Source organism: Lentzea sp. NEAU-D7 (assembly GCF_026242055.1).
Classification (GTDB): domain Bacteria; phylum Actinomycetota; class Actinomycetes; order Mycobacteriales; family Pseudonocardiaceae; genus Lentzea.
The window spans coordinates 231,475-256,615 of sequence record NZ_JAPJDL010000005.1 but is presented as its reverse complement, the minus strand read 5'-3'; the positions used below and the strand labels follow the sequence as shown (position 1 = coordinate 256,615).

Sequence of the window (25,141 nt, the reverse complement as noted above, 5' to 3'; positions counted from 1 at the left end):
GGAGACTTGATGGCCGAATGGCGCAAGAGCACCCACAGCGCGAACGCGAGTGCCTGTGTTGAGGTGGCCGTCGGCATCGGCATCCGGGACAGCAAGACGCCCGCCGCCCACGTCGAGGTGGGCGCCGCCGCGTGGTCCGCGTTCCTCGCGGGCGTCACGCGGGAGGGCTGACCGGCAGGTCGTTACCATCCGAACCATGACGATGCCCGCAGCGATCGAGGCCGTGCGAGATGCGTTCGCCGGGCTGGCCGCGGAGGAGTTCGACCTGCCGCCGCGGCAGGCGTTCGGAGACAGCCGGTCGCTCGTCATGGCCGTGCACCACCGGCCCACGGCGTCCACCGCGGTCAAGGTGATCAGCATCGAGGTCGAGCGGGACCCGATGATCACGGGCACGCTCGTGTACTCGCATCCGGACGGTCAGTTCGTCACGGACGCGGTGTCGCTCACGTCCCTGCGCACGGGCGCTGTCGTCGGTGTGGCAACGGATCTGCTGGCCGACGAGGACGCGTCGCACCTGGCGTTGCTGGGAGCGGGGGCTCAGGCCGCGGACCAGGTCCGGGCCGTGCACGCGGTGCGGCCGTTGAAGAAGCTCGTCGTGTTCAACCGGAACGCCAAGAAGGCCGAGGCGTTGCTGGAGAGCCTCAGGGACGAGCTCCCGGACACGGTCGTGGACGTGGCGGCGCAGGCAGAGGAAGCCGTGCGGGACGCCGACGTCGTGTGTTGTGCGACGGCGTCGACCGTGCCGCTGTTCCGGTGCGACGCCCTCAAGGAACGGGTGCACGTCAACGCCATCGGGTCGTACCGGCCGGTGATGCGCGAGCTGCCCGAGGAACTGCTGGCGACCGCGGGCGTCGTGGTGGTGGACCAGGTCGAGGCGGCGCTGAGCGAGGCCGGCGAGATCATCCGGGCGGTGCGGTCGGGCGTGCTCAGGCTCGAGTCGCTCGTCGAACTCGGTGCGGCGCTGGGAAATCCGCCGCTGCGGGAAGGCCGGACGGTGTTCAAGTCGGTCGGCGTCGCGGTGCAGGACTGGGCCGTCGCAAGGCTTCTGGCGTGAAAAAGCGCTGGACGTGAACCCATCCGCCGCGGGGGTTCACGTCCAGCGCACTTGCTTCTCCCCGTCAGGCCATGCGCAGCCCGGCGGGGAGAGACCTCAGACCTGCCACTTCTGGCTGGCGACGCCGAGGCAGTCCCAGATGTGGGTTCTCGTACCGTCCGCCGAGGAACCTCCCACGGCGTCCAGGCACTTGTTGGCCTGCGGGTTCACGATGTCCTGCGCCCCGCTGACGACCCATTGCTGGGCAGCCGAGCCGTTGCAGTCCCAAAGTTGGACCACTGTGCCGTTCGCGGTACCGCCGCCGCTGACGTCGAGGCACTTGCCCAGCGCGCGGATGGTGCCGTCACCGGGACGGCTCCACTTCTGGGCGACGTTGCCGTTGCAGCCGACGATCTGGATGGGCGTGCCGTTGGCGGTGTTCGCCCAGGGCACGTCGAGGCACTTGCCGCCGATGCCGCGGATCTCCGAGCCGCCACCGCTGGGGGTGTCGTTGGAGGCGCGGACCCAGTCGATCACGAGCTGCTGCGGGAACGTCGTGCTGGCGTCCGGGTAGCCCGGCCACTCACCACCGACCGCGAGGTTGATGATGATGAAGAAGGGCTTGTTGAACACCCACGGGTTGCCGTTGACGTCCGTCGGCGTGTTGCGGGCGTAGACGTTGCCGTCCACCGACCACGTGATCTCGCCGGGCTTCCAGTCCACCGCGAAGTTGTGGAAGCCGTCGGAGAAGTTCGGGCCGTTGTAGGCGTGGGACTTGCCGCCGGCGCCGGAGTAACCGGGGCCGTGGATCGTGCCGTACACGGTGTTCGTCTGGTGTCCCAGGAACTCCATGATGTCGATCTCACCGGAACCCGGCCACGGGTTGCCGGTGTTGATGTCAGCGCCGAGCATCCAGAACGCGGGCCAGATCCCCTTGCCGCGCGGCATCTTCATGCGCGCTTCGAAGCGGCCGTAGGTCTGGGTGAACTTGTTCGCGGTGTTGATGCGCGCGGACGTGTACTGACACCGGCCGTACCAGCAGTTGTAGTTGCCGGGGTTCTCCTTCTTCGCGGTGATGACCAGGTTGCCCTGGCCGTCGTGCACCGCGTTCGAGGTACCCGCCTGGTACCACTGGTGTTCCCTGTTGTTGCCGTTGTTGTTGCCCACTTCCATGTTCCACTTGCCACCGTCGACACCGGTGCCGGCGGGAGCGTTGAACTCGTCGGCCCAGGTCACCGCCGCGTTGGCAGGGGGAGCTTGGCTGGTGGTGGCGACGGTGATCCCTGCGGCCACCATCAAGGCGGCGGCAAGGGCCGTCCCGATGCGTCGCTGCATCGAACCGACCTTTCCGGGTGTTGAGTTGTGCGCCCAGTGGTTCGGAAGTGTTGTCGCGCTGTGACTCTCGGTCAACGTGTAAAGGTTTTCACGAATTTGTCAGATGAGAGCGCTCTCAGGGGATCAAGCCTTCTGCCAGCTGCTTCGTCCCTGGAAGACCGGAAAACCGGTCTTCCAGGGACCAGGTGGGCTCAGCCCTGCGGGGTCGTGATGACGGTGAAGACCGACCCGCCGCTCGCCTGGCGGGCGCTGAGGTCCTCGAGGATCGTCGAGAGCGGGGAGTAGTTGTTCAACTCGCCCAGCTGGCAGGCGCCGCTGCGGGACTGCTGGCTTCCGTTGAGGATGCCGAGCGCGGACTTGGTGACCTGGCTGAACAGCGGGCTGCCGCTGTCGCCGTTGCGCGCGCACAGGTCGGTGTTGATGCCGACGTCGGTCGAGAGGACGCGGCCGCACCGGGTGCCGACGAGGTAGCCCTCACCGGCGCCGCTGTCGAACGAGTCCGGGTAGTTCACCGCGCTCGACCCGGAGCCGGTGGCGCAGACGACCGCGCCGGTCAGGATCCCGGACAGCGGGGTGACGGAGGTGATCTCCTGGTTCTGCGACGTCGCCTGCGGACCGCACGGGGTGTCGCCGTTGCTGTCCAGGCCGCCGTTGCGGCAGTACTTGAGCACGGTGTTGCGGTTGGTCTGGCCCTCCAGCCACCTGGTGGCGGTGGCCGTGTCGACGTACCGCACGGCGGCGTAGTCGTACGGGTAGGAGTTCTTCTCGATGCCGTGCTGGTTCAGGACCACCTGGCGGTTGTGCTCGGTCGGCACGTTGTTCGTCTTGGTGGCCATGCAGTGGCCCGCTGTCAGCACCCACGGCACACCGGGGAACGCGCCGCCGGTCGTGCGCAGGTTGAAGCCGCTCGTGCAGCCGCCAGTGGTGCCGTTGTCACGCCTCATGTCCAGGCGCAGACCGCCGCGCATGGGGCCGTAGTTCGTGCAGTAGAGCGGGTGGCAGAAGCCCCAGTCGACCGGGTCGGCCGAGTACGGCGCCGGCTTCGGCAGGACGCGGGCCGAGACCATGCCGGGGTCGGCGTCGAAGGTGCGGATCTCCGCCTGCGCGGCCGCCCCGACCTTGTTCTCCCGCAGCCACGCTCGTTCCCAGACGACGACGCGGTTCTCGGTCGTGCTGATGGCGGGCAGGTACACCGACTCGGCGCCGGCGCCCACCTGCCTGCTGATCCGGTCGTGTGCCGACTGCAGCGAGGCCAGGGAGTGCTTGACCGTGCGGACCTTGACCTTGGCGCGGTCGGGCATGGCGGCGATCTGCCGCTGGGCGGCGGCGGGCTTCGTCATCGCGACGACGAGCTCACCGGCCTGCTGGTCGAGCCACATGCCGCCGTACTCGCCGGCGGCCTCCTTCCGCAGCGTCGCCTCGAGCTTCGCCGCGTCGTTCTGGAGCTCGAGTCTCCGCAGCGCTTCGCGTTCCGTGACGCGGTAGGTCTGCACCAGGTAGTCGATCGACTCCTTCGCGGAGCTCGGGTCGACCGTGTTCTGCAACGCCGGACCGGCCGTGGCCGAGGTGGCCGTGATGGTCGACGCGAACAGCAGGCTCGCGGACACCGCCCCCAGGATCTTGGCTAATCGCAATGGTTTCTCCTTGCTGATGCGGGGTGACTCGGCATTCATATCGGTGCGGCGACCATGATCACCGGGGATCCGCGAGATCTTCACGAAATCTCCCCGCTTGACGTGGGAAGGCTAATGCCATTAGCTTTTGGGCTATGGCTGTTCGAGCAGGTCTCACCACCACCAAGGTCGTGGACGCCGCACTGGAGCTGGTCGACGAGCAGGGCGTCGAGGCGCTGACGCTCGCCGCCGTCGCCGCGCGGACCGGTGTCGCCACGCCCTCGCTGTACAAGCACGTCGCGAGTCTCGGCGACCTCCGGGACCTGGTCGGCCTGAGGGTGCTGGAGGACCTGACCGCCCGGTGCACCGAGACGGTGGTGGGCCGGTCGGGCGACGAGGCCGTACGCGCGCTCATGCACGCGTTCCGCGCGTACGTCCAGGAGCACCCGAAGCGCTACGCGGCCGCGCCGATGGATCCGCTGCACGACGAACTGCAGCGCGCGGCCGGCCTGAAGTTCATGGAGCTCGTCCTCGCCACGCTGCGGAGCTACGGCCTGGAGGGCTCCGACGCCGTCCACGCCACGCGGCGGCTGCGGGTGATCGTGCACGGCTTCGCGTCGATCGAGGCCAGCGGCGGGTTCGGCCTGCCGGAAGGACTCGACGACACCTACGACCAGCTCGTCCGGATGTATCTCGACGATCTCAGGGGGAAATCGTGAAGTGGACGCTCTCGGCCGCCGGCCTGCTCTTCCTGCTGTACCCCGCGGTGAGACCGTGGCACGACGAGACGACGGCGGCGGGCGCCGCGGCCTCGATGGGGTCGGCCGCGTGGGTGCTGTCGCACCTGTTCGCCATGATCGGCTTCATCCTCGTGCCGATCGCGCTGCTGCGGATCCACCGCACGGCCGCGATCACGTTCTGGGTCGGCGCGGGCCTCACCCTGCCGTACTACGGCGCCGAGGACTTCGGGCTGCACGCCGTCGCGCAGCAGCCGAACGTCCTCGAACTCGCCGAGTCCGTGCGCTACAACCCCTTCGCCGTCACGACTTTCGCGCTCGGCCTCGTGACCATGGGGGTCGCCGCGGTCATGGTCGCGCTGAAGCTCCGCACCACGGCGGCGATCGTCTTCGCCGCCGGGTTCGCGTTGTTCCTGCCGCAGTTCTTCACGCCGCCGGCGGTGCGGATCGCCCACGGCGTGCTCATGGTCGTGGGTTGCGTGTGGCTCGCGTGGGACTCAGCGCGCAGTGAGGCGGAAGACCCGCAGCTCGCGGCCGCCTGAGCGCTCCACGTAGTCCTGGAACGCGGGCCAGGCCGCCACCATGCGAGCCCAGGCGGCCTCCCGCTCGGCCCCTTCGAGCAGCGTGCCCCGCACGTCGCGGACGTCGCCGCGCACGTTCACCTGGATGTCCGGGTTCTTCAGCAGGTTCGCGGTCCACGCGGGGTGGTGCGGCTTGCCCCAGTTCGACCCCACGACGAGCATCGAGTCGCCGTCGGCGACGTACTGGACCTGGTTCTCCCGCCGCTCACCGGACTTGGCGCCGACGGTGATGAGCGTCAAACCCGTCTGCTTCGACAGGGAGACGAGGGTGAACTTGCCGCCGGTCAGCTTGTAGAGCAGGCGATCGGTGCCGATCACGGCCTTCTCCAGCAACGACATTCAGAGCGCTCCCGTCGACCTCGCCGCGTGGACGGCGGCGGTTCTGTTGTGCACCCCCAGCTTGCGCATCGCGCCCCGGAGGTAGGCCTTGACGGTTTCGGTGCTCAACCCGAGCTCGGCGGCGATCTCCCGGTTGGACGCACCGACCGCGGCCAGCCGAAGAGTATCGAGTTCCCGCGGGGTCAGTCCGGTGGGGACGCTGACGGGCGCTTCGCCGCCGAGGTTGCGGTGCACCTCGCGGAGTCGTTCACGCAGCACGGGATCGCCGACGAGCTTGGCGACCTCGGCGAGCTCGCGGAGTGCGGCCTGCGTGTGCAGTGTCCGATTCTGCTGGGAAGGCATGTCCAGGTCCTGTGCGAATCCCTGCGCGATGGCGCCGGCCATCCTGATCGCCCGGTCACCTACTGTCGCCTGTCCGCGCACGGCCCCGTAGAGGACGCCGTGCACCGTGCCGCGCACCGTCACCGGGTAGGCGAACACCGAGGTCAGGCGTTCGTCCACGACCACCATCTGATCGAACTCGTGGGTGATCGCCCTCGTCGAGGCGTAGTCGTTGACGCGGACCGCGGTGCCCATCGCGATCGCCGTGCCGCCCAGGCCCCGGCCGGTGCCGACGCGCAGCCCGTGCAACGACGTGCCGCGCGTGCCCAGGAAGCTGCTCAGCACCAGGTCGCGGCAGGGCGTGACCGCGCCACCGAACACGACGGGCAGCCCGGTGGCCCGGCGGAGCATGTCCAGGCGCTGCGGGAGCAACGCCGGAAAACGGTCTGGCAGCACGTCCAGCAGTCTCGCTGACGGCCGCACCCTCGAAAAGGGGTGCACCCCCGGACGGGGGTATCCCCGCGGCCCCGGTGCTCCCACCCTCTGCGACATGTCCAGTCACGACATCTACCGCGCGGCCCGCGACCTGATGCTCGCGGACCCAGGCGCGTTCACCTGGCCGAGCTTCGACGGCAGCTTCAACTGGGCGCACGACTGGTTCGACGTCATAGCGGAGGGCAACACGACCACGGCGTTGCACCTCGTCGAGGAGGACGGCTCCGAGCGGGCCTACTCGTTCGACGAGCTGCGCCGCCGGTCGAACAGCGTCGCGCACTGGCTCGCGTCGCACGGCGTCGGCAGGGGCGACAGCGTGATGATCATGCTGGGCAACCAGGCCGAGCTGTGGGAGTCGATGCTCGCGGTGATGAAGCTCGGCGCGGTGATCATGCCGACCACCACCGCGCTCGGGCCCGCGGACCTCGCCGACCGGCTGCGGCGGGGCTCGGTGGGGCACGTCATCGCGCGGGCCGAGGACGCGGGCAAGTTCGAGGGTGGTCCGGTGCTGATCTCGGTCGGTGGCGCGCCGGAGGGCTGGCTCGACTACGCGGACACCGCCGAGGCGCCGGAGAACCCGTTGCCCCACCCGGAGACCAGGGCTGGCGACCGGCTGCTGCTCTACTTCACCTCCGGCACGACCAGCCGTCCCAAGCTCGTCGAGCACACCCAGGCCTCCTACCCGGCCGGGCACCTCACGACCATGCACTGGATCGGCGTGAAGCCCGGCGACGTGCACCTCAACATCAGCTCGCCCGGCTGGGCCAAGCACGCCTGGAGCTGCTTCTTCGCGCCGTGGATCGCCGAAGCGACGATCTTCGTCTACAACTACGCCCGGTTCGACGCGGCCGCGCTGCTCGGCCAGATCCGCGCCAAGGGCGTCACCACGTTCTGCGCGCCGCCGACCGTGTGGCGGATGCTGATCAAGGCCGATCTCAGCGGCGGACCCGGCGCGCTGCGCGAGGTCGTCGCGGCCGGGGAGCCCCTGAACCCCGAGGTGGTCGAGCAGGTTCGGCAGCAGTGGGGCCTCACGATCCGCGACGGCTTCGGCCAGACCGAGACGACGCTGTCGGTGGGCAACGTGCCGGGCGCGCCGGTGAAGCTCGGCTCGATGGGACGGCCGCTGCAGGGCGTTCCGGTCGTGCTGGTCGACCCGATCACCGGCGAGCAGGCCGACGAAGGCGAGATCTGCATCGACCTGGGACAGCGGCCGATGTCGCTGATGGTCGGCTACCACGGCGACGACGAGCGCAACGCCGAGGCGATGGCCGGCGGCTACTACCACACGGGCGACATCGCGAGCCGGGACGAGGACGGCTACCTCTTCTACATCGGGCGCACCGACGACGTCTTCAAGGCGTCGGACTACAAGATCTCGCCGTTCGAGCTGGAGAGCGTGCTGATCGAGCACCCGGCGGTCACCGAGGCGGCCGTGGTCCCGGCGCCCGACCCGGTCAGGCTCGCGGTGCCCAAGGCCTACGTGGCGCTGAGCGCGGGATGGGAGCCCGACCGCGAGACGGCGCTGCAGATCCTGCGGCACGCGCGCGAGAACCTGGCGCCGTACCAGCGGATCCGGCGGCTCGAGTTCTTCGAGCTGCCCAAGACCGTCTCGGGCAAGATCCGGCGCGTCGACCTGCGCGCGCGGGAGGAGGAGGGCACCGGAGGAACAGAGGAGTGGCGGGACGACCAGTTCCCCGAGCTGCGCCGCTAACGTGGAGCTCCGCCGTCCTCGACGACAGGAGCAGACATGGTCCGCAAGATCTCAGGGCGCCCGGCGGTGATCACCGGGGCGGCCTCGGGAATCGGCCGCAGTCTCGCGCAGCGGCTGTCCCGGCACGGTTCGCCGGTGGTCATCGCCGACGTCAACGAGATCGAGCTGGAGAAGACCGCCGCCTCGCTGCAGGGCCCGGTGCTCAGCCGGGTCCTGGACGTGCGCGACGCCGAGGACGTGCGGCGGTTCGCGGACGAGGTGCGGGCGTGGCTCGACCTGCCGCTGGCCGCCGTGTTCAACAACGCGGGCGTCGCCACGTCCACGAGCGTGCTCAACTCCGTGGCGGAGGACGACTCCTGGCTGTTCGACATCAACTACTGGGGTGTCGTGCACGGCACGCGGGCCTTCCTGCCGTTGCTGCTCAAGCAGAACTACGGCGTCATCGTCAACACCTCCAGCGTGTTCGGGCTGTGCGGCATGCCGAACCAGAGCGCCTACTGCGCCGCGAAGTTCGCCGTCCGCGGGTTCACCGACTCGCTGCGCCAGGAACTGCGCGGCACCGGCGTCTCGGCGGTCGCCGTGCACCCCGGCGGCATCAAGACCAACATCGTCCGCAACGGACGCATCCACACCGAGCTCGACGAGCAGGGCCGGTCGCTGGACCAGATCGCGGCGGACTTCGACAAGATCGCCCTGACCACCCCGGACAAGGCCGCCGAGGTCATCCACCGCGGTGTGGAGCGCGGCAAGTCGCGTGTGCTGGTCGGGCCGGACGCCTACGTGTTCGACGCCCTCGCCCGCATCACGCCGACCCACTACTACTCCGTGATGGCGCGCCTGTTCGAGCGGTGAGGCATGATCCTCGCCGTGGCTTCGGAGACGGTCGTGCGGCGGACCGAGCAGTGGTTCGTCCGGCAGGGCGCCCCGACGATGATCGAGGGCTACGGGTTCCGGTCGCACGTGCTGCCGAGGATGCTGCCGGCGCTGACGTTCGTGGCGGCCGGCAGCCTCGCGTGGCTGGTGTTGCAGCAGTCCTCCGGGCTGTCGCGGTGGGTGCTGCTCGGGGTGATCGTCGCGGTGATGGTGTCCGCGTGGGTCCTGCTCTCGCTGTTCGTGCGGCGGATGCGGAGCTTCTCGCCGCGCGCGACCGTCCTCGTGCTGGCGGTGTACGCGGCGATACCGGTGATCACGCCGTTGATCCAGTGGGCGATCGACGTCAGGTTCCGCGCGCCGGACGGGGACGGGGAGCCCGACTCGGTGTGGGTCGCCCTGGTGTGGTTCGTCGTCGTCTTCGGAATCGCGTTCGTGGCGACGATGCTGGCCACCACCTACGGGTTGGGCTCGCTGCTCAAAGCCGCCATCCGGCACGTGATCGCCGACCTGAGCAACAGCGTCCACCTGCTCGGCCGGGCGTTGCCGCCGATGCTGTTCGTGACGCTGTTCCTGTTCTTCACCGGTGAGCTGTGGCAGGCGATGAACCAGCTGCGGTGGCCGCGGGTCAGCCTCGTCGTGCTGCTGTTCGCCTCGATCACCGTGCTGGCGGCCGCCGCCCGGCTGCGCGACGAGATCGGCCGCGTGGAACAGGACCTGCGGCCGGAGGTGCTGAAGACCGCCTGCCAGGGCACTCCCCTGTCCGAAGTGGACGTCGCAGAGCCGTTGGCGCCCAGGCGGCTGAACGGCCGCCAGACGCGCAACCTGCTGGTGATGCTCGCGATGCGGCAGCTGGTGCAGGCCGCGGTGATCGGGCTCGCGCTGTTCGCGTTCTTCGTGGTCCTCGGCCTGATCGTGGTGACGCCCCCGATCGCCGAGCAGTGGATCGGGTCGCCGCCGACCATGTCGCTGATCCCCGGCGTGCCGTCGGCGATGTTGCGCAACGCCACGCTGTTCGCGGCGTTCGGCAGCATGTACTTCTCGGTGATCTCGATGAGTGACGCCGAGCACCGCCGCCAGTTCTTCGCGCCCGTGATCGAGAAGGTCGAGCGGACCCTGGAGGTCCGCGCGGTGTACCTGGACGTCAGAGAGCGGGCTGCAGCCTGAGCTTCGCGTCCCTGCTGGGCGGCGCGCCGAACTGGCGGCGGTACTCGCGGCTGAACTGCGACGGGCTGTCGTAGCCGACCCGGTGGCTGACGCTCGTCACGTCGGAGTTCGTCGCGAGCAGCAACCTGGCCTCCTGCAACCGGATCTGCTTCTGGAACTGGATCGGGCTCATCGCCGTGACGGCCTGGAAGTTGCGGTAGAACGCCGACTCGCTCATGCCCGCGATCCGCGCGACGTTCTCGACCTTGAACGACTCGGCGTAGTTCTCCCGGATCCACCGGACCGCCCTGGCGATGTGGCTCAGGCTGCTGTCCTGCGCGCCCAGCTGGCGGACGACCGCGCCCTGTTCACCGGTCATGACCCGCCAGAGGATCTCCCTCTTGACCAGCGGGGCGAGCGCCCGCGCGTCCCTCGGCTGGTCGAGGAGGCGGGCGAGCCTGGTCACGGCGTCGACCAGCTCGGGGGAGGCGTCGCTGACGGCCAGGCCCTCCGGGGTGCCCGCGGGTTTCGGGAGGTCGCCCGTCAGCAGCAGTTCGGCGACCAGGTCCGGTTCGAGGACCAGGCCCAGGCCGAGCGCGGGTTCGGACGGGCTGATGCCGACGTAGTTGCCGGTGATCGGCATGTCGATCGAGGCCACCAGGTACTGGCCGGCCCGGTAGTCGTAGACGCGCTCGCCCAGCGCGATGCGCTTGCGGCCCTGGGCGACGAACGCGAGGATCGTGCCGGACATCGACGGCGCGGGCGGGCCGCCGGCCGTCGTCCTCGACACCAGGACGTCGTCGATGATCGTGGTCATGTCCGGCCGGGCGTGTTTGGTGATCAGCGCGCGTAGCTCGTCCACGTCCCCGATGGTCCACGGTGGTGGGACGATCGGGCAAGTCAGCCGGCGAACGTCAGTGCCTCTTCGAGCGGTTTGCGGCGCAGGTCGGGCACCTCGCAGTCGTCGGCCGGGTAGCCGACGGGGAACAGGATGTACGGCCGCTCGCCCTCGCGCCCGAGCAGGTCGGTCAGGAACGTCATCGGGTTCGGCGTGTGCGTCAGGGTCGCGAGGCCCATCGAGTGCAGCGCCGCGATGAAGAACCCGCACGCGATGCCGACGCTTTCGTTGGTGTAGTAGGTCTTCTTGCCGTCCTGCTGCTTCTGGGCGAACGCGACCACCAGCCACGGCGCGATCTCCAGGAACTCCTTGTTCGCGTCGGTCTCCAGGCGTGCCAGCGCCGCGTGCCACTCCGGCAGCTCGCGCTCGTGGTAGAAGCGGCGTTCCTCTTCTTCAGCCGCCACGCGGATGCGGCGCTTGAGATCCGGGTTCCGGGTGGCGACGAACCGCCACGGCTGCTGGTGCGCGCCGCTCGGGGCGGTGTTCGCGGCCAGCACCGCGAGCTCGATCGCCTCCGCCGGAACGGGATCGGGGGAGAACCAGCGCACGGACCGGCGCGCGTCGAGCAGCCGGTGCAACGCCCTGCCGCGGTCGAGGCCTTCCTCGATCGGCAGCCGGGGCGGGGTGAACGGGATGAACGGGTGGGTGTGCGGTCGGGTCACGGTCCGGACGATGCCCGTGCCCGACTCTTTTGGCCAGTTCACGTTTCTCCGGTCAGTTATAAGCTCAGCTCATGAATCTGCCCAACGTGACGCTGCGGCAGCTCGAGTACCTGATCGCGGTGGCCGAGACGGGCTCGCTGACCGCGGCCGCCGCGCGGTGTCACGTGTCGCAGGGCGCGATCTCACTGGCGTTGAGCGAGCTGGAACGAGTGCTGGACCTGCGCCTGGTCGTCCGGTCGCCGCGCAGGGGAGCGGCGCTGACGGCCGCGGGCACGCGGGTGCTCGCGGACGCCCGCCGCGTGGTCGGGGCGATGGGCGACCTGGGGGCCGAGGCGCGCGGCCTGAGCCGCCAGGTCAGCGGTGTGCTGACGGTCGGCTGCTACGCGCCGATCGCGCCGTTCCACCTGCCCGCGGCGATCGCGACGTTCGAACGCGCGCACCCGGAGGTGTCCGTGCGGTTCCTGGAGGGGAGCCTGCCGGAGATCGGCGAGGACCTGGTCACCGGGCGGTGCGAGATCGCGTTCCTCTACGACCAGGACCTGGTGCCCGGCATCGCGACCCGGACGTTGTACGACCAGCCGCCCAAAGTGCTGCTGCCCGCCGGGCACCGCCTGCGCAGACGGCGTTCAGTGGCCCTGCGCGAACTCGCGGACGATCCGTTCGTGCTGCTGGACGTCCCGCCGAGCGAGCGCTACTTCCGTTCGGTGTTCACGGCGGCCGGGGCCGAGATGGTCGTGGCGCACCGGGCGCGCAGCTTCGAGCTGGCGCGCTCTCTGGTGGCCAGGGGCATCGGCTACTCGATCACCGTCCAGCAGCCCGCGCTGACCACGTCCTACGAAGGGCTGGAGGTGGTCGCGGTGGCGTTGCGCGACGACGTGCCGACGACACCCGTGGTGCTCGGCTGGGCGGCCGGCGGACCGCTCACGCGTCGCGCGCAGGCGTTCGCCGACCACTGCGCCGCTCTGTTCGCTCAGAACCGGTGACCGTCAGATCGCTTGCGCGATGGCGATGTTGCCCGACAGCCGGTCGCCGGCCTCGTAGATCATGTACTCGCGGCCCTGGTACGTGCCGAAGGAGGGCGCGGCCGACCTGCCGTTGTCGGGTGCTCCCGACAGCGAGTCGTGGAAGACGCCGAGGTGGTTGCGCTTGCTGAAGTCGAGGCCCACCTCGGTGATCAGGATGTTGCCGCCGCTGCCGATGTCGGTGTTGTACACGACGTAGACGCTGTTGTTGCGGAACAGCAGGTGCGGGCCGCCGACGTTGACCGCGCCCACGTCCTGGTGCCGCACGAGCGGCGTCTGCGCGAAGGTCCAGTCGCGGGCGTTCGCCGACCAGCCCCAGCCGATGTCCCGCCGGTTCGTCGTGTTGTTGATCATGAACACCATGACGTACCGGGCGTTGCGCGACGGGAGGTCATGCCGGAACACCCTGGCGTAGGAGGTCTCCGTGGTGCCCGCGGGCATCAGGCGCGTGGACAGGACCTCCTTCTCGTAGGAGAAGTGGATGCCGTCGGCGGAGCTGGCCAGCCGCGTCACGGTGTTCTCACCGTGGAAGTACAGGTACATGCGCTTGACGTCGTCGTTCCACATCGCGTGCGGCGACGACACGTGCGAGACGGAGTACTCGCCGGGCCAGCTCCGCGTGATGATCGGGTTGCCGGCGTACTCGGTGAACTCCTCGTCCAGCGTGTTCGCGTACGCCAGGCAGATGCCGCCGGGGGCGTCGTGCGGTGCGTAGTAGAGGTAGTAGGCGGCGAGCGCGCCGGAGATCCGGTCCCTCGTGCCGCGGATGGTGGGGAAGATCAGTTCGCCGGTGGGGTTGTAGCGGAGCTTGCTCTTGACCAGGGCGAGCCTGCGGTACCGGTAGTCCGGGAACCCCGCGGGCGCGGCGGCGGCCTGGGGCGCCGCCCCCGCGCCCGTCGCCAGCAGGGCCGCGCCGGCTGTCCCGAGCAGCAGTTGTCGGCGGTTCGGTGCCATGGGAACGCTCCTTTGCGTCGAGGACTCCGAGATGTCGGACGGTAGGGGTGAAGATGCGACGAAACAAGGCTGTAATACGAATTATCAGCTGGAGACGCCTGATCGCCGAGTTCGGTCGGGCAATTCCCCCGATGTGCCCGGCTGTGGTGGTCGAAGGCATGGGGAGCCCTGGATTACTCCTGTTGATCCGATTTGACAAGTGAAGAAGAAAGAAGAAATTCCGGTTCAGCCGAGATGTGAACGGCGGTATGGTCCAGACCAGGTGGACGTCCAATCGAGACGGTGTGCGGAGGAGTCGACCATGCCGCGTTTCTGCTGCTCAGACGCATTGATCAAATCAGTCGTACGAGTGGGGGCAATGCTGGGGGAAAGTCGCTTCGCGTATCAATTGGCCGACTGCGATCCGGCGTGATCCGCGCAGGGAAAGGACGCCGTCGAATGACGAACAACGGCCCGTTCCGATTCGAATCGGTCCGGAACGGACGGTGGAACGAGCCGGGTGTCCTGATCGGCCGGACGGAGGCGGTCGCCGCCGCACGGCAGGCGCTGACGGCGGAGCCGCTGGACGACGACACGTTCTGGCGGGCGGTGCTGGTCCTGACCCACGCGGACGAGCTCGATCTGGCCCGGCGGCACTGGATCGGTGCCACCGGCGTCAGCCGCGACGTCCACGACCTGCTCGGCGGCCGGATCATGCTGCTGCGCGGCGACCCTCGCGCGGCGGTCCGGCTGCTGAGCCGGAGTGTCCGCCCCCGGTTGCGCGTCGTCGCGACCGCGTGGCTGGCCCTCGCGCTCACCGAGACCGGGGAGCACGGCAGGGCGCACTCCGTGCTGGAGGCGGAACGTGCCCCGGACAGCGCCGAGCTGCACTTCGCCCGCGGCCGGCTCCTGCTGGCGGAGGGGCACAGCGCCGCGGCGCTGGACGAGTTCCTCGAGTGCGGGCGGCTCCTCGGCACGTGCGGTGTGGTGAATCCGGCGGTGCTGCCATGGCGGTCGTGGGCCGCGCTGGCCGCCGTGGACCAGGGCGACCTCGTGCTCGCGCGGATCTGCGCCGACAAGGACCTGGTCGCGGCGAGGCGCTGGGGCGCACCAAGAGCCATCGGGCTCGCCTTGCACGCCTCGGCGCTGGCGCGCGGCGGTGACGACGTCCTGCTCGAAGAAGCGATCACGTTCCTGGGGCGGACCTCCGAGGCTTTCCGCGCGCGGCACGACCTGGCGCAGCTCCTGCTGGCGCGCGGAGAGGTCGAGCGCGCCCGCAGGCACGCACGGCACCTGCGGTCCTGTCCACAGTGGACGCGAGCGGCGGACGCGTTGACGTCGAGGCTGTCGCGCAACGACGGCGAGTCCGCGTTGAGCGCTCGGGAACGCAGGATCGCCCTGCTGGCCAGGGCGGGGCGGTCGAACCGCGAGATCGCCGCCGAGCTGGGCCTGACGCTGCGCACCGTCGAGTTCCACCTCACCCGCGTCTACCGCAAGATGGGCGTGGCGGGCAGGCCAGGGCTGCGCCGGGCGTTCGTCCCGACGGCGTGACCGCGCCGATCCGCCGGTCGGGCCCCGAGTGCCCGGCGGCCGTGGCGGCGGGTCTGCTGGCGGCGGGGGAGAACTGGACCGAAGCGGTCCAGGCCGCCGAGCGGGCGCTGGAGTCCCCTGCCTGCCGGGCGGACGCGCGGTGCGTGTCGCGGGCGCTGGGCACGCTGGTCTGCGCGGGTGAGCTCGTCGCCGCCGACGCGCACAGCGTCGCCCTGCTCGAGGAGAGACCCGGCGACGAGGTGCTGGTGCTCACCCAGGCCTGCGTCGCGCGCCGCACCGGTGACCTCGCGCGGTGCTCGTCGCTGCTCACTTCGCTGCGGCACAACGGCATCGCCGACGAGATCCGCCCGGTCGTGCTGCTCTCGACGGTGGAGCTGCTCGTGGCCCGCGGGAATATCCTGGAGGCCGAAGCCGTGCTGCTCGGCCACGACGCGGACGGCCCGCTGCGCCTCGCGGCCGAGGCGGTGGTGGCGATGGCGCAAGGTCGTCCGAGGGACGCTCTGGACCGCTGTCTCGCGTGTGGCCGGGAGACCGGTGCCGGCAACCCCGCCGTCCTGCCGTGGCGTTCGCTGGCCGCACGCGCCGCGCTGGCGTGCGGCGACACCGGGGAGGCCCTGCGCCTGGCGCTGGAGGAGCACACCGCCGCGGCGCGCTGGGGTGAACCCAGGGCGCTCGGCTGGAGCCTGTCGGCGGTCGCGTCGGCGAGTCCTCCCGACGGCGAGGACCTGGTGGCCTATGAACGTGCGATCCGCTTGCTGGACATGGCACACGCCCGGCTGGAGCTCGCGGAAGTGCTGTGCGACTACGGCGATCGCCTCGTCGTGCACGGCAAACACGCGGCAGCACGCGAGATCTACACCCGTGCCCGTGCCACGGCGCTCGACGTCGGCGACACCGTTCTGCCGCGGCGGATCGACGAAGCCGTGCGCGGTGTCGCGGCACCGGAGCTGACCCCCGTCGAAGCCGAGGTCGCCCGGTTCGTGTGCGCGGGCCTGGGGAACAAGGAGATCGCGGCCCGGCTCGCGATGGCGACGCGGACCGTCGAGCTGCACCTGACCAGGGTCTACCGCAAGCTCGGGCTGTCGGGCCGCCGGGAGTTGCGGGCCACCCGGTGGGCCTGGCTCCACGACGGAACTTTGCGGACCGACCGTGGTGCTCCGGGAGGTCCCCGCGGGTGATCGTGGAACCCCGAGGAGGGAGCCCGCAGATGCTCACACGACTACTCGCGGCCTTGTCCGCACTCGCCTTCGCCGTCTCCGGCGTGCCGACCGCGAACGCGGCGATCGACCACACGGTCACCCTGGTCAACAACACCGGTCAGACGATCTGGATCGGCAGCACCGTCAACGCGGACGGCTCCAAGGCGCTGACGAACCTGCCGACGCTGCGCCACGGCCAGTCCGCGACCATCACGATCCCCGAGACCGCCTCGCCGGGCCACTGGCGCGGCACGTTCTTCGCCCGGCAGGGGTGCACCGGGACCTCCGGCGCGGACTTCCGCTGCGCGGTGGGGGACTGCGGTGTCCAGGCCGCCCGGTGCGTCACCGGCGAACAGCCGGCCAGCCTCGCCGAGTTCAACTTCGACACCCGTGACCGGCTCGCGCCCTGGTACAACGTCAGCTACGTCAACGCCTTCTCCGTACCGGTGACCATCACGCCGGTGAACGCCTCGGTGCCACCGGGTTCCACCTCGTGCGGCACCGCCGGTTGCCCCGAGAACCTGTTGCCCTTCTGCAACCCCGCGTACGTCAAGTACGGCGCCAACGGGCAGCGCGTCAACTGCGTCAACCCCAACCGCGACGCGCAGACCGACTACAGCAACACCATCAAGTCCCGTTGCCCCAAGGCGTACGCGTGGTCCAAGCAGGACACCGAGCCGGGCAACCAGACCGTGTACCAGTGCGCGAACTGCAGCGGTTTCAAGGTCACGTTCCACTCCGTGGCCTGAAACGATTTCCACCCCTGAAAGGAAAACCATGAAGTCCAAGGTGTTCGGCGCCATCGCGTCGGCCGCGGTCTTGTCCTTCGTCTTCTCCGGCACCGCCTCCGCCGTCAGCGGCACAGCCAGCTACTACAACGACGCCGGCTACGGCGCCTGCGGCACCAGGATCAACGCGGCGACCGAGCTGCTGGTCGCGGCACCCGCCGCGCTGTGGACGACGCCCAACCCGAACAACGACCCGCTGTGCCGCAAGTCCATCCGGGTCACGCACAACGGCCGCACCATCACCGTGCCCATCAAGGACAAGTGCCCCAGCTGCGCGAGCAACAAGATCGACCTCAGCCAGCCCGCCTTCTCCCGGCTGGCCGACACGTCGCTCGGCATCATCTCGGTGACCTGGGAATTCGTCTGACGCCGTCCACTCCAGGGGGAGGCCGGGACCCGGCTTCCCCCTTCTCCACGGGAGATCGACCATGTTCGCGTTGCGCACTTCCCTGCTCGCCGCCGCGACCCTGGCACTGGCGGCCACCCTCACACCCCATGCCACCGCGGCCACCGTGCAGGAGGACGTCATCGCCCTCACGAACGCCGAACGCGCCAAGGCGGGTTGCCCCGCCCTGAGGTCGAACGCGGCGCTGAACACCGCCGCGCAGAGGCACTCGGCCGACATGGCCACGAACAACTTCATGAGCCACACCGGCTCGGACGGCAGCACCGTGGTCACCCGGATCGAACGGGCGGGCTACACCCGCTGGACCAGGGCCGCCGAGAACGTCGCCGCCGGGCACTCGACGGCCGCCGACGTCGTGCGCGGGTGGATGAACAGCTCCGGGCACCGCGCCAACATCCTGAACTGCGCCCTGCGTGACATCGGTGTCGGCCACCAGTACCGGCCGGGCACCAGGTACGGCCACTACTGGACGCAGAACTTCGGCACGCGCTGAGGCGCTCCGCGGGGGACCCGTCAGGAGAACGGACAGCGCTGGTCGTACCGGTCGACGGCAGATCGTGAGCAGAGCCCTGCGTGCCCGCGACGCCACCCGGCGGCTGATACGTTGCCTGGTGGACGGGTCGATGAGGATCCATCGGCCCCTCGTGAGAAGGGTTGGCTCGATGAGCTTGCTGCGCAGCTACGTGTCGGGTGGATGGCACACGCCTTCGGCGGAGGGCGCGCCGTTGCACGACGCCGTGACGGGCGAGGAGATCGCCAGGATCTCGTCGGCGGGCGTCGACATGGGGGCGGCGCTGCGGTACGGGCGAGAGGTCGGCGGGCCCGCGCTGCGCGAGCTCACGTTCCACCAGCGCGCGCAGCTGCTGAAGGCGCTCGGGCTCTACCTCAAGGAGCACAAGGCCGAGCTGTACGCGCTGTCCGCCCGCAGCGGCGCGACGAGGTCCGACTCGTGGATCGACATCGACGGCGGCTTCGGCGTGCTGCTCGGGTACGCGTCCAAGGCCAAGCGCGAGCTGCCCAACGACAAGGTCTACGTCGACGGGCCGGTCGAGCCGCTCGGCCGCGGCGGCACGTTCGTCGGCCAGCACATCTGCACGCCCCTGCACGGGGTCGCGGTGCAGATCAACGCCTACAACTTCCCCATGTGGGGGCCGCTCGAGAAGTTCGCGCCCGCGTTCATCGCCGGGGTGCCGTCGCTGATCAAGCCCGCCTCCCAGACGGCGTACGTGACCGAGAAGATGGTCGAGCTGATGCTCGCCTCCGGTCTGCTGCCCGAGGGGTCGCTGCAGCTGGTCTGCGGTTCGGCCGGAGACCTGCTCGACCACCTGACCCCGCAGGACCTGGTCGGGTTCACCGGTTCCGCGTCCACGGCCCAGCACCTGCGCACACACCAGGCCGTGATCCGGTCTTCGGTGCGGTTCAACGCCGAGGCCGACTCGCTCAACTGCTCGATCCTCGGCCCGGACGCCGTCCCCGGCACGCCCGAGTTCGACCTGTTCGTCGGCCAGCTGGTCACCGAGATGACGACCAAGGCCGGCCAGAAGTGCACGGCGATCCGGCGCGCGCTGGTGCCCGAGCCGCTGATGGACGCCGTGGCCGAGGCGACGGCGGCGAAGCTGGCCGAGGTGGTCATCGGCAACCCCGCCGACAAGTCGGTGAAGATGGGCGCGCTGGCCGGGCTGGAGCAGCGCGAGGAGGTCCGCCGGTCGCTGAAGGCGCTGCGGGAGAACGCCTCGGTCGTCTACGGCGACGGCGCTCTGTCCCTTGTGGACGCGGACGCCGAACGCGGCGCGTTCATGTCGCCGATGCTGCTGCGCGCCGCCGCCGACGCCGTGCAGCCGCACGAGGTCGAGGCGTTCGGGCCCGTCTCGACGTTGATGCCCTACACCTCCGTGGAGGACGCCGTGGCGCTGGCCGCGCGCGGTGCGGGCTCGCTGGTGGGGTCCGTCGTGTCGGCCGACACCGACTTCGTGCGCGACGTCGTGATCGGCGCGGCCCCGTGGCACGGCCGGTTGCTGGTGCTCGACCGCGAGGACGCCGGCGAGTCGACCGGGCACGGCTCACCGCTGCCGATGCTCGTGCACGGCGGCCCCGGCCGGGCCGGTGGCGGCGAGGAGATGGGCGGCATGCGCGGCGTTCTGCACCACATGCAGCGCACGGCCGTGCAGGGCAGCCCGCGCGCATTGGGCGCCATCACGAACCGCTGGGTGACGGGCGCGCCTCGCCGTGAGGACGCGGTGCACCCGTTCCGCAAGACGCTGGCCGAGCTGCGCCTGGGCGACACGGTCGTCGCCGGTCCGCGCGAGGTGACGCTGGAGGACATCGAGCACTTCGCCTCGTTCACCGGCGACACGTTCTACGCGCACATGGACGAGGAAGCCGCCGCCGCGAACCCGTTCTTCGGCGGCCGGGTCGCCCACGGCTACCTGGTGGTCTCGTTCGCGGCGGGGCTCTTCGTCTCACCCGAGCCCGGCCCGGTGCTCGCGAACTACGGGCTGGAGAACCTGCGGTTCGTCACGCCGACGTTCCCCGGCGACCAGCTGACGGTGACCCTGACGGTCAAGCAGATCACGCCGCGCGAGGACCAGGAGTACGGCGAGGTCCGCTGGGACGCCGACGTGGCGAACCAGAAGGGCGAGTCGGTCGCGAAGTACGACGTGCTGACCCTCGTCGCCAAGAACTAACGCGGTTCCTTGCGGGGGAGGGGCTGGGTCGCCGGTCCCTCCAGCACCGCGCCGTCCACGTCGAACCGCGAACCGTGGCACGGGCAGTCCCAGCTGCGTTCGGCGGCGTTGAACCGGACGAGGCAGCCGAGGTGCGTGCAGCGCATCGACACGCCGTGCAGCTCGCCGTTCTCGTCGCGGTAGACGCCGGTCTTGCCCAAGCCGTCGCGGATGACGTGGGCCTGGCCGCGCGGCAGGTTCTCGCTGGAGGTGGCGTCGGCGGGCATGACCCGGTCGCCGACCATCTCCACCGCGACCTCGGCGTTCTTCTTCACCAGCGTGGGCAGCGACTTCAGCGACAGCCGGTGCGGGCTGAACCGCTCGGCCAGGTCGTTCGGCTTGCCGGTCACCAGGTCCGCGAGCAGCGTCGCGGCGAACGTGCCGCTGGTCAGGCCCCACTTCATGTACCCGGTGGCGGTGAACAGCGTGGTGCTGCCCGGCGTGTAGCTCCCGATCATCGGCAGGTGGTCGTAGGCCGTCGGGTCCTGCGCCGACCAGCGGTGGGTGATCTCCTCGATCTGCCAGTGCCTGCGCGCGAAGTCCTCCAGCCGGCGGAACGGCTCCACCGCGGGCTTGCCCGTCTGGTGGCTCTGACCGGCGATGATCAGCTTGTCCTGGTGCGCCGAGATGGACCAGGACGGGCTGCCGGTGCTGATGGCGAGCGCCTGCGTCGGCGCGGTGACGCGGGCCGCGATGCAGTAGGCGCGGGTGAGTTCGAGACGGGCGAAGTACAGGCCCCGGTCCAGCGTCGGGTAGTGCGTCGCGATCACGATCTTGTCGGCGGTGACGTGGCCGTCGTCGGTCGACACGCGGTGCCCGCTCACGTCGACGACCCTGCTGTGCTCGCACACCCGGCTGCCGTCGCCGTCGATCTGGTCGGCCAGGCCCTGCAGGTACTTCACGGGGTGCAGGGCGATCTGGTCGTCGAGCCAGACCGCTGCGTGCACCTCGAACGGCAGGTCGACGTTCTTGGCGTCGCGCACCGGCAGACCGGCCTGACGAGCCGCGATCAGCTCGTTGTCGACGTCGCGCACCTCGGACTCGGTGTAGGCGTAGGTGACGGCGGGGGAGCGGCGCAGGTCGCAGTCGATCCCCTTCGCGAGGTCGGCGACCTGGGCCACGGCGGCGACGGACGCGGCGGCGTAGTCGGTGGCGGCGCCCAGGCCGTGGGTCCGCCGGATCTGCGAGTACACAGTGGACTGCAGCGCGGTGACCTTGGCGGTGTTGTTGCCGGACACGCCCGAGGCGACGCGCTCGGCCTCCAGCACGACGACGCGCAGGCCGCGGCGCTTGAGCAGCAACGCGGTGGTCAGGCCGGTGATGCCGCCGCCGACCACGGCCACGTCGAAGGTGTGCTGCCCGGTCAACGGCGGACGTGACGTCGCGGGGAGGGCGGCGAGCCAGAGCGACTGGTCAGCGGTGGTGGTCATGGCGGCCGGATACCCCCGTTCCGGGCGGGTATGCGAGGACGGCTGGATACCGTCCGGCCTCAGTGGGTATGCGACCTCCATGAGCAAGCACAGGGTTGTCGTCGTCGGAGGCGGGTTCGGCGGACTGGGCGTGGTGCGCGGCCTGAAGCGCGCGGACGCCGAGGTCACGCTGATCGACCGCACGAACCACCACCTGTTCCAGCCGTTGCTGTACCAGGTGGCGACCGCGTTGCTGCCCGCGGGCGACATCGCGCCGGCGTTCCGGGCGATCCTGCGCAAGCAACGCAACGCGCACGTCCTGCTGGGTGAGGTGACAGGCTTCGACACCGCCGCCAAGCGGGTGCACGTCGACCTGCCGGACGGGAGGTCGTCCCAGGTCGAGTACGACACCCTGGTCGTCGCGGCCGGCTCGCGCGACAGCTACTTCGGCCACGACGAGTGGGCGGAGCACGCGCCGCCGATGAAGACCCTCGAACAGGCCGTCGGCCTGCGCTCGAGGCTGCTGCGGGCGTTCGAGACGGCGGTGGCGGCCGAGGACCCGAAGCAGTGGCTGTCGTTCGCGATCGTGGGGGCCGGGCCCACCGGCGTCGAGCTGGCCGGGCAGCTCGCCGACCTGGCCCGGCGGGCGTTGAAGGGGCAGTTCCGGGAGATCGACCCGCGCGACGTCCGCATCACGCTGATGGACGCCGTGCCGCACGTGCTGCCGCCGTTCTCGGCGCCGCTGCGCGAGCACACGCGGGTGAAGCTGGAACGGCTCGGCGTCACGGTGATGACGAACGCCATGGTCGAGTCCATCGACGCGGAAGGCCTGACGACCAAGGACGGCGACCGGGTCGAGGCGCGCACCATCATCTGGGCGGCAGGTGTGCAGGCCTCCCCGCTGTCGCGCAAGCTCGCCGAGGCGACCGGCGCCGAGCTCGACCGCAAGGGCAAGATCCTGGTGAACCCCGTCGACTGCTCGGTCACCGACGACGTCTTCGCCGTCGGCGACATGGTGAACCTGAACGACCTGCCCGGCATCGCCGAGCCCGCGATCCAGGAGGGCCACCACGTCGCCCGCGTGATCAAGGCGCGCCTGAACGGGCGCAGGGCCAAGCCGTTCCGGTACCTCGACCTCGGCACGATGGCCACGATCTCGCCCGGTGACGCCGTCGCGGACATCAAGAAGCTGCGGCTCAAGGGCCTGATCGGCAAGGCGGCGTGGGCGGGCGTGCACATCGCGTTCCTGGTCGGCTGGCGCAACCGGGCCGCGGTGATCGCGCAGTGGACGTGGAACGTGCTCACCGGCCGTCGCGCGCAGCCGATCATCCTGGAACCGATGCGGGCGATCGACCGCCGGGAAGGTTTGGCGGCGGGTAACCGCAAGGCGTGAACACGGAGCTGCTGAGCATCTACCTCAACGACCACCTGACCGGGGCGATGGCAGGCACCGAGCTCGCTCGCCGGATCAGCCGCACGCACCCCGAACTGCGGGTTCTCGCGGACGACATCGAGGCCGACCGCAAGGAGCTGCTCGACTTCATGCGTCAGTCCGGTGTCGAGTCGCGTCCTCACAAGGAGGCGATCGGCTGGCTCACCGAGAAGGCGGGCAGGCTCAAGCTCAACGGCAGGGTGCTCGGCCGTTCCCCGCTCAGCGACGTGCTCGAACTGGAGACGCTGCGCGTCGGCATCGAGGGCAAGATCGCGCTGTGGCGGACGCTGCGGAAGCTGAACAGCTTCGACGAGACGCGGCTGGAGCGGCTGGCATGCCGGGCCGAGAGCCAGGCCGAACTGGTCGACCAGTACCGGCTGAACCTCGCGCCGCGGGCGTTCAACTCGCCGAACGCGTCCGGGGTGGACGTCGAGCGCACCTTCACCGTCGCGTCCACGCCCGAGGGCGTCGTCGAGTACCTGCGCGACTTCTCCCGCGCCGAGCAGTGGGATCCGGGCACCGTGTCGTGCACGCGCCTGGACGACGGCCCGGTCGAGGTGGGTTCGCGCTGGCGCAACGTGTCGTCGTTCCTCGGCCGCAAGACCGAGCTCGTCTACGAGCTGACCCGCGACGAGCCGGGCGGTCTGCAGTTCGTGGGGCGCAACGACACCGCCACCTCGACCGACGACATCTCGATCACGCCGGGGGACACGCCGGGCACGGCCAGGATCGCCTACCACGCGCACGTCGAGTTCAACGGGCTCGCGAAGTTCGGGGCACCCGTGGCGAAGCTCGCGCTGGAGAAGCTGGGCAACGACACCGAGAAGAACCTGGTCCGCGTGCTCGGGCCCGTTCGCTGACCCGGTCGGCGCGGATCGCGTCGAGCCGGGCCAGCGCCGCCGCAGCCGGTAAAGACAAAGGAAAAACGCAGGTCAGACGCGATTCCGCCGTTCGGGTGTGATCCCTAGACTCCGTCGGGCCGGTGGGTGAGACAGGCTCTTCCCCCTGCCGCCGCCGGCACGGACGCAGAGGGAGTACTGGGGTGTTCGAGAACAACGTCACCAGGCGCGGCTTCGTCACGGGCGCGGCGGCCGTCGCGGGTCTCGCCGGACTGTCCACCATCGCGCCGGGGCTGGCCAGCGCCGCCCCCACGCCCACCGACCAGCACACGCCCGCGGAGATCGAGGCCGCCGAGGTCGGCGCGCTGGCGATGATGACGTTCCAGAAGATCGACGGCACTCCCGTCTACTACTGGCGTTCCAACCGCGGCAACACCACCGCGCGCAACTGGCAGGCCACCGACGCGTTCTACAACGCGCTCGTCGCCTGGATCCGCGACCTGCGCTCGCTCTCGTCGAGCTACGGCTCGATCAGCTACATCGTCTCGGCGGGCTTCTACGTCGACAAGGCGGGCCAGCACGGCGCCGGCACCGCGATGGACCTCGACCACGTCCGCTGGTCAGGCGGCAACGTCACCTCGCCGCTCGACCAGCACCACGCGTCGGGCACCGCCGCGCTGCGCAAGCGCTACCTCGCGACGGAGGCCGTGTGCCGCCGCCGGTTCCGCTACGTGCTCGACGGCTGGTACAACGCCGACCACCGCGACCACATCCACGCCGACTTCGGTGGCATGCCGGTCCGCGCGGTCAAGGACTCCGAGTCCGACACCAAGTTCGTCCAGGCGGTGTGCAACAACTTCCGCGGCTCCGGGCTCGCGATCGACGGCATCTGGGGCCCCGCGACGACGAGCGCCTTCAACGGCCTGAAGTCGGCGCTCAGCGTGACCGGTGACCCGCACACCAGCAGTTCGGTGTGGCAGGGAATGCTGTCGAAGATCGCGACCAAGGGGTTCGCGAACCAGAACATCTGATCGTCGGCAGCAGAACCCGGCAAGGCCGGAGCCCATGCCTCCTGGGCTCCGGCCTTGCCGTGCGAGG

At 70.1% G+C, this 25,141-nt stretch carries 25 protein-coding genes; 17 read left to right on the top strand and 8 right to left on the bottom strand.

The genetic code is table 11. The features are described from left to right. Positions 1-9 precede the first annotated feature (9 nt). Both ORI60_RS13660 and ORI60_RS13655 read left to right on the top strand, forming a co-directional pair. Positions 10-171, top strand: a complete 162-nt coding sequence (locus tag ORI60_RS13660; protein WP_266037585.1) for a DUF397 domain-containing protein — start codon at positions 10-12, stop codon at positions 169-171. 25 nt (positions 172-196) lie between these two features. Further along, on the top strand, positions 197-1,054 hold the full coding sequence (locus tag ORI60_RS13655) for an ornithine cyclodeaminase family protein (protein ID WP_266037584.1): 858 nt from the start codon (positions 197-199) through the stop codon (positions 1,052-1,054). 96 nt (positions 1,055-1,150) lie between these two features. Here ORI60_RS13655 and ORI60_RS13650 read toward each other — a convergent pair whose 3' ends face one another. Together ORI60_RS13650 and ORI60_RS13645 are read right to left on the bottom strand one after the other, a co-directional pair. After that, positions 1,151-2,368: a family 16 glycosylhydrolase gene (locus ORI60_RS13650; RefSeq protein ID WP_416234400.1), complete on the bottom strand. Its 1,218-nt coding sequence runs from the start codon at positions 2,366-2,368 to the stop codon at positions 1,151-1,153. Between the two features lie 191 nt (positions 2,369-2,559). Further along, positions 2,560-4,002, bottom strand: coding sequence for a trypsin-like serine protease (locus ORI60_RS13645; protein WP_266037583.1), 1,443 nt, complete (start codon positions 4,000-4,002; stop codon positions 2,560-2,562). Positions 4,003-4,136: 134 nt separating this feature from the next. On the opposite strand from ORI60_RS13645, the gene ORI60_RS13640 reads away from it, so the two are divergent. After that, complete coding sequence (locus ORI60_RS13640; RefSeq protein ID WP_266037582.1) at positions 4,137-4,700, top strand: TetR/AcrR family transcriptional regulator; 564 nt, start codon at positions 4,137-4,139, stop codon at positions 4,698-4,700. Next, on the top strand, positions 4,697-5,260 hold the full coding sequence (locus ORI60_RS13635; protein WP_266037581.1) for a hypothetical protein: 564 nt from the start codon (positions 4,697-4,699) through the stop codon (positions 5,258-5,260). The genes ORI60_RS13640 and ORI60_RS13635 overlap by 4 nt, the downstream gene beginning before the upstream one ends. On the opposite strand, the gene ORI60_RS13630 is transcribed toward ORI60_RS13635, so the two are convergent. Together ORI60_RS13630 and ORI60_RS13625 are read right to left on the bottom strand one after the other, a co-directional pair. After that, positions 5,216-5,638: a nitroreductase family deazaflavin-dependent oxidoreductase gene (locus tag ORI60_RS13630; RefSeq protein ID WP_266037580.1), complete on the bottom strand. Its 423-nt coding sequence runs from the start codon at positions 5,636-5,638 to the stop codon at positions 5,216-5,218. The two genes, ORI60_RS13635 and ORI60_RS13630, sit on opposite strands and share 45 nt — an antisense overlap. Further along, positions 5,639-6,415 carry a helix-turn-helix transcriptional regulator gene (locus ORI60_RS13625; RefSeq protein WP_266037579.1) on the bottom strand — a complete coding sequence of 259 codons (777 nt, stop codon included), beginning with the start codon at positions 6,413-6,415 and terminating at the stop codon, positions 5,639-5,641. It abuts the gene before it with no gap. Between the two features lie 94 nt (positions 6,416-6,509). Between ORI60_RS13625 and ORI60_RS13620 the strand changes: the two genes are divergently transcribed. Genes ORI60_RS13620 through ORI60_RS13610 form a run of 3 tightly spaced genes read left to right on the top strand, consistent with a single transcriptional unit; the run spans position 6,510 to position 10,202 of the window. Next, positions 6,510-8,165 carry an AMP-binding protein gene (locus ORI60_RS13620; RefSeq protein WP_266037578.1) on the top strand — a complete coding sequence of 552 codons (1,656 nt, stop codon included), beginning with the start codon at positions 6,510-6,512 and terminating at the stop codon, positions 8,163-8,165. A 36-nt stretch (positions 8,166-8,201) separates the two neighbouring features. Then, positions 8,202-9,017, top strand: coding sequence for an SDR family NAD(P)-dependent oxidoreductase (locus ORI60_RS13615; protein WP_266037577.1), 816 nt, complete (start codon positions 8,202-8,204; stop codon positions 9,015-9,017). Positions 9,018-9,032: 15 nt separating this feature from the next. Continuing rightward, positions 9,033-10,202, top strand: coding sequence for a hypothetical protein (locus ORI60_RS13610; protein WP_266037576.1), 1,170 nt, complete (start codon positions 9,033-9,035; stop codon positions 10,200-10,202). Here ORI60_RS13610 and ORI60_RS13605 read toward each other — a convergent pair. Both ORI60_RS13605 and ORI60_RS13600 read right to left on the bottom strand, forming a co-directional pair. Further along, complete coding sequence (locus tag ORI60_RS13605) at positions 10,180-11,043, bottom strand: AraC family transcriptional regulator (protein WP_266037575.1); 864 nt, start codon at positions 11,041-11,043, stop codon at positions 10,180-10,182. The two genes, ORI60_RS13610 and ORI60_RS13605, sit on opposite strands and share 23 nt — an antisense overlap. 38 nt (positions 11,044-11,081) lie before the next feature. Further along, complete coding sequence (locus ORI60_RS13600) at positions 11,082-11,741, bottom strand: nitroreductase family protein (RefSeq protein ID WP_266037574.1); 660 nt, start codon at positions 11,739-11,741, stop codon at positions 11,082-11,084. A 71-nt stretch (positions 11,742-11,812) separates the two neighbouring features. Between ORI60_RS13600 and ORI60_RS13595 the strand changes: the two genes are divergently transcribed. Continuing rightward, positions 11,813-12,724 carry a LysR family transcriptional regulator gene (locus ORI60_RS13595; protein ID WP_266037573.1) on the top strand — a complete coding sequence of 304 codons (912 nt, stop codon included), beginning with the start codon at positions 11,813-11,815 and terminating at the stop codon, positions 12,722-12,724. A gap of 3 nt (positions 12,725-12,727) precedes the next feature. Here the strand turns inward: ORI60_RS13595 and ORI60_RS13590 are convergent, their stop codons facing one another. Then, positions 12,728-13,717, bottom strand: coding sequence for a hypothetical protein (locus ORI60_RS13590; protein ID WP_266037572.1), 990 nt, complete (start codon positions 13,715-13,717; stop codon positions 12,728-12,730). Between the two features lie 438 nt (positions 13,718-14,155). On the opposite strand from ORI60_RS13590, the gene ORI60_RS13585 reads away from it, so the two are divergent. From ORI60_RS13585 to paaZ, 6 genes are all read left to right on the top strand, one after another. Next, on the top strand, positions 14,156-15,247 hold the full coding sequence (locus ORI60_RS13585; protein ID WP_266037571.1) for a helix-turn-helix transcriptional regulator: 1,092 nt from the start codon (positions 14,156-14,158) through the stop codon (positions 15,245-15,247). Beyond that, positions 15,244-16,425 (top strand): LuxR C-terminal-related transcriptional regulator, encoded by a 1,182-nt coding sequence (locus ORI60_RS13580; protein ID WP_266037570.1) that lies wholly within the window; start codon positions 15,244-15,246, stop codon positions 16,423-16,425. Before ORI60_RS13585 ends, ORI60_RS13580 begins: the two co-directional genes overlap by 4 nt. Before the next feature lie 29 nt (positions 16,426-16,454). After that, the gene (locus tag ORI60_RS13575) at positions 16,455-17,195 is read left to right on the top strand and encodes a thaumatin family protein (RefSeq protein ID WP_266037569.1); all 741 of its coding nucleotides are present in this window, start codon (positions 16,455-16,457) and stop codon (positions 17,193-17,195) included. Positions 17,196-17,223: 28 nt separating this feature from the next. Continuing rightward, positions 17,224-17,601, top strand: coding sequence for a cysteine/serine endopeptidase inhibitor (locus ORI60_RS13570; protein ID WP_266037568.1), 378 nt, complete (start codon positions 17,224-17,226; stop codon positions 17,599-17,601). A 61-nt stretch (positions 17,602-17,662) separates the two neighbouring features. Beyond that, positions 17,663-18,133, top strand: coding sequence for a CAP domain-containing protein (locus ORI60_RS13565; RefSeq protein WP_266037567.1), 471 nt, complete (start codon positions 17,663-17,665; stop codon positions 18,131-18,133). 169 nt (positions 18,134-18,302) lie between these two features. Beyond that, positions 18,303-20,324, top strand: a complete 2,022-nt coding sequence (paaZ, locus tag ORI60_RS13560; RefSeq protein WP_266037566.1) for a phenylacetic acid degradation bifunctional protein PaaZ — start codon at positions 18,303-18,305, stop codon at positions 20,322-20,324. Here paaZ and ORI60_RS13555 read toward each other — a convergent pair. Beyond that, positions 20,321-21,793 (bottom strand): FAD-dependent oxidoreductase, encoded by a 1,473-nt coding sequence (locus ORI60_RS13555; RefSeq protein WP_266037565.1) that lies wholly within the window; start codon positions 21,791-21,793, stop codon positions 20,321-20,323. The genes paaZ and ORI60_RS13555 overlap by 4 nt on opposite strands. Positions 21,794-21,872: 79 nt before the next feature. On the opposite strand from ORI60_RS13555, the gene ORI60_RS13550 reads away from it, so the two are divergent. The 3 genes from ORI60_RS13550 to ORI60_RS13540 all read left to right on the top strand — a co-directional run bounded on the left by ORI60_RS13550 (position 21,873) and on the right by ORI60_RS13540 (position 25,074). Next, a complete protein-coding gene (locus ORI60_RS13550; RefSeq protein WP_266037564.1) occupies positions 21,873-23,165 on the top strand; it encodes an NAD(P)/FAD-dependent oxidoreductase in 1,293 nt (430 codons plus the stop codon). Then, positions 23,162-24,064 carry an SRPBCC family protein gene (locus tag ORI60_RS13545; RefSeq protein WP_266037563.1) on the top strand — a complete coding sequence of 301 codons (903 nt, stop codon included), beginning with the start codon at positions 23,162-23,164 and terminating at the stop codon, positions 24,062-24,064. Before ORI60_RS13550 ends, ORI60_RS13545 begins: the two co-directional genes overlap by 4 nt. 182 nt (positions 24,065-24,246) lie before the next feature. Further along, complete coding sequence (locus ORI60_RS13540; protein WP_266037562.1) at positions 24,247-25,074, top strand: extensin family protein; 828 nt, start codon at positions 24,247-24,249, stop codon at positions 25,072-25,074. The last annotated feature ends 67 nt before the right edge of the window (positions 25,075-25,141 follow it).

Excerpts from the sequence above, each read along its gene's own strand:
- ORI60_RS13660 (WP_266037585.1), top strand. The coding sequence starts at position 10 with ATGGCCGAATGGCGCAAGAGCACCCACAGCGCGAACGCGAGTGCCTGT.
- ORI60_RS13655 (WP_266037584.1), top strand. The coding sequence starts at position 197 with ATGACGATGCCCGCAGCGATCGAGGCCGTGCGAGATGCGTTCGCCGGG.
- ORI60_RS13650 (WP_416234400.1), bottom strand. The coding sequence starts at position 2,368 with ATGCAGCGACGCATCGGGACGGCCCTTGCCGCCGCCTTGATGGTGGCC.
- ORI60_RS13640 (WP_266037582.1), top strand. The coding sequence starts at position 4,137 with ATGGCTGTTCGAGCAGGTCTCACCACCACCAAGGTCGTGGACGCCGCA.
- ORI60_RS13630 (WP_266037580.1), bottom strand. The coding sequence starts at position 5,638 with ATGTCGTTGCTGGAGAAGGCCGTGATCGGCACCGATCGCCTGCTCTAC.
- ORI60_RS13620 (WP_266037578.1), top strand. The coding sequence starts at position 6,510 with ATGTCCAGTCACGACATCTACCGCGCGGCCCGCGACCTGATGCTCGCG.
- ORI60_RS13615 (WP_266037577.1), top strand. The coding sequence starts at position 8,202 with ATGGTCCGCAAGATCTCAGGGCGCCCGGCGGTGATCACCGGGGCGGCC.
- ORI60_RS13595 (WP_266037573.1), top strand. The coding sequence starts at position 11,813 with ATGAATCTGCCCAACGTGACGCTGCGGCAGCTCGAGTACCTGATCGCG.
- ORI60_RS13590 (WP_266037572.1), bottom strand. The coding sequence starts at position 13,717 with ATGGCACCGAACCGCCGACAACTGCTGCTCGGGACAGCCGGCGCGGCC.
- ORI60_RS13585 (WP_266037571.1), top strand. The coding sequence starts at position 14,156 with ATGACGAACAACGGCCCGTTCCGATTCGAATCGGTCCGGAACGGACGG.
- ORI60_RS13575 (WP_266037569.1), top strand. The coding sequence starts at position 16,455 with ATGCTCACACGACTACTCGCGGCCTTGTCCGCACTCGCCTTCGCCGTC.
- ORI60_RS13570 (WP_266037568.1), top strand. The coding sequence starts at position 17,224 with ATGAAGTCCAAGGTGTTCGGCGCCATCGCGTCGGCCGCGGTCTTGTCC.
- ORI60_RS13565 (WP_266037567.1), top strand. The coding sequence starts at position 17,663 with ATGTTCGCGTTGCGCACTTCCCTGCTCGCCGCCGCGACCCTGGCACTG.
- paaZ (WP_266037566.1), top strand. The coding sequence starts at position 18,303 with ATGAGCTTGCTGCGCAGCTACGTGTCGGGTGGATGGCACACGCCTTCG.
- ORI60_RS13555 (WP_266037565.1), bottom strand. The coding sequence starts at position 21,793 with ATGACCACCACCGCTGACCAGTCGCTCTGGCTCGCCGCCCTCCCCGCG.
- ORI60_RS13550 (WP_266037564.1), top strand. The coding sequence starts at position 21,873 with ATGAGCAAGCACAGGGTTGTCGTCGTCGGAGGCGGGTTCGGCGGACTG.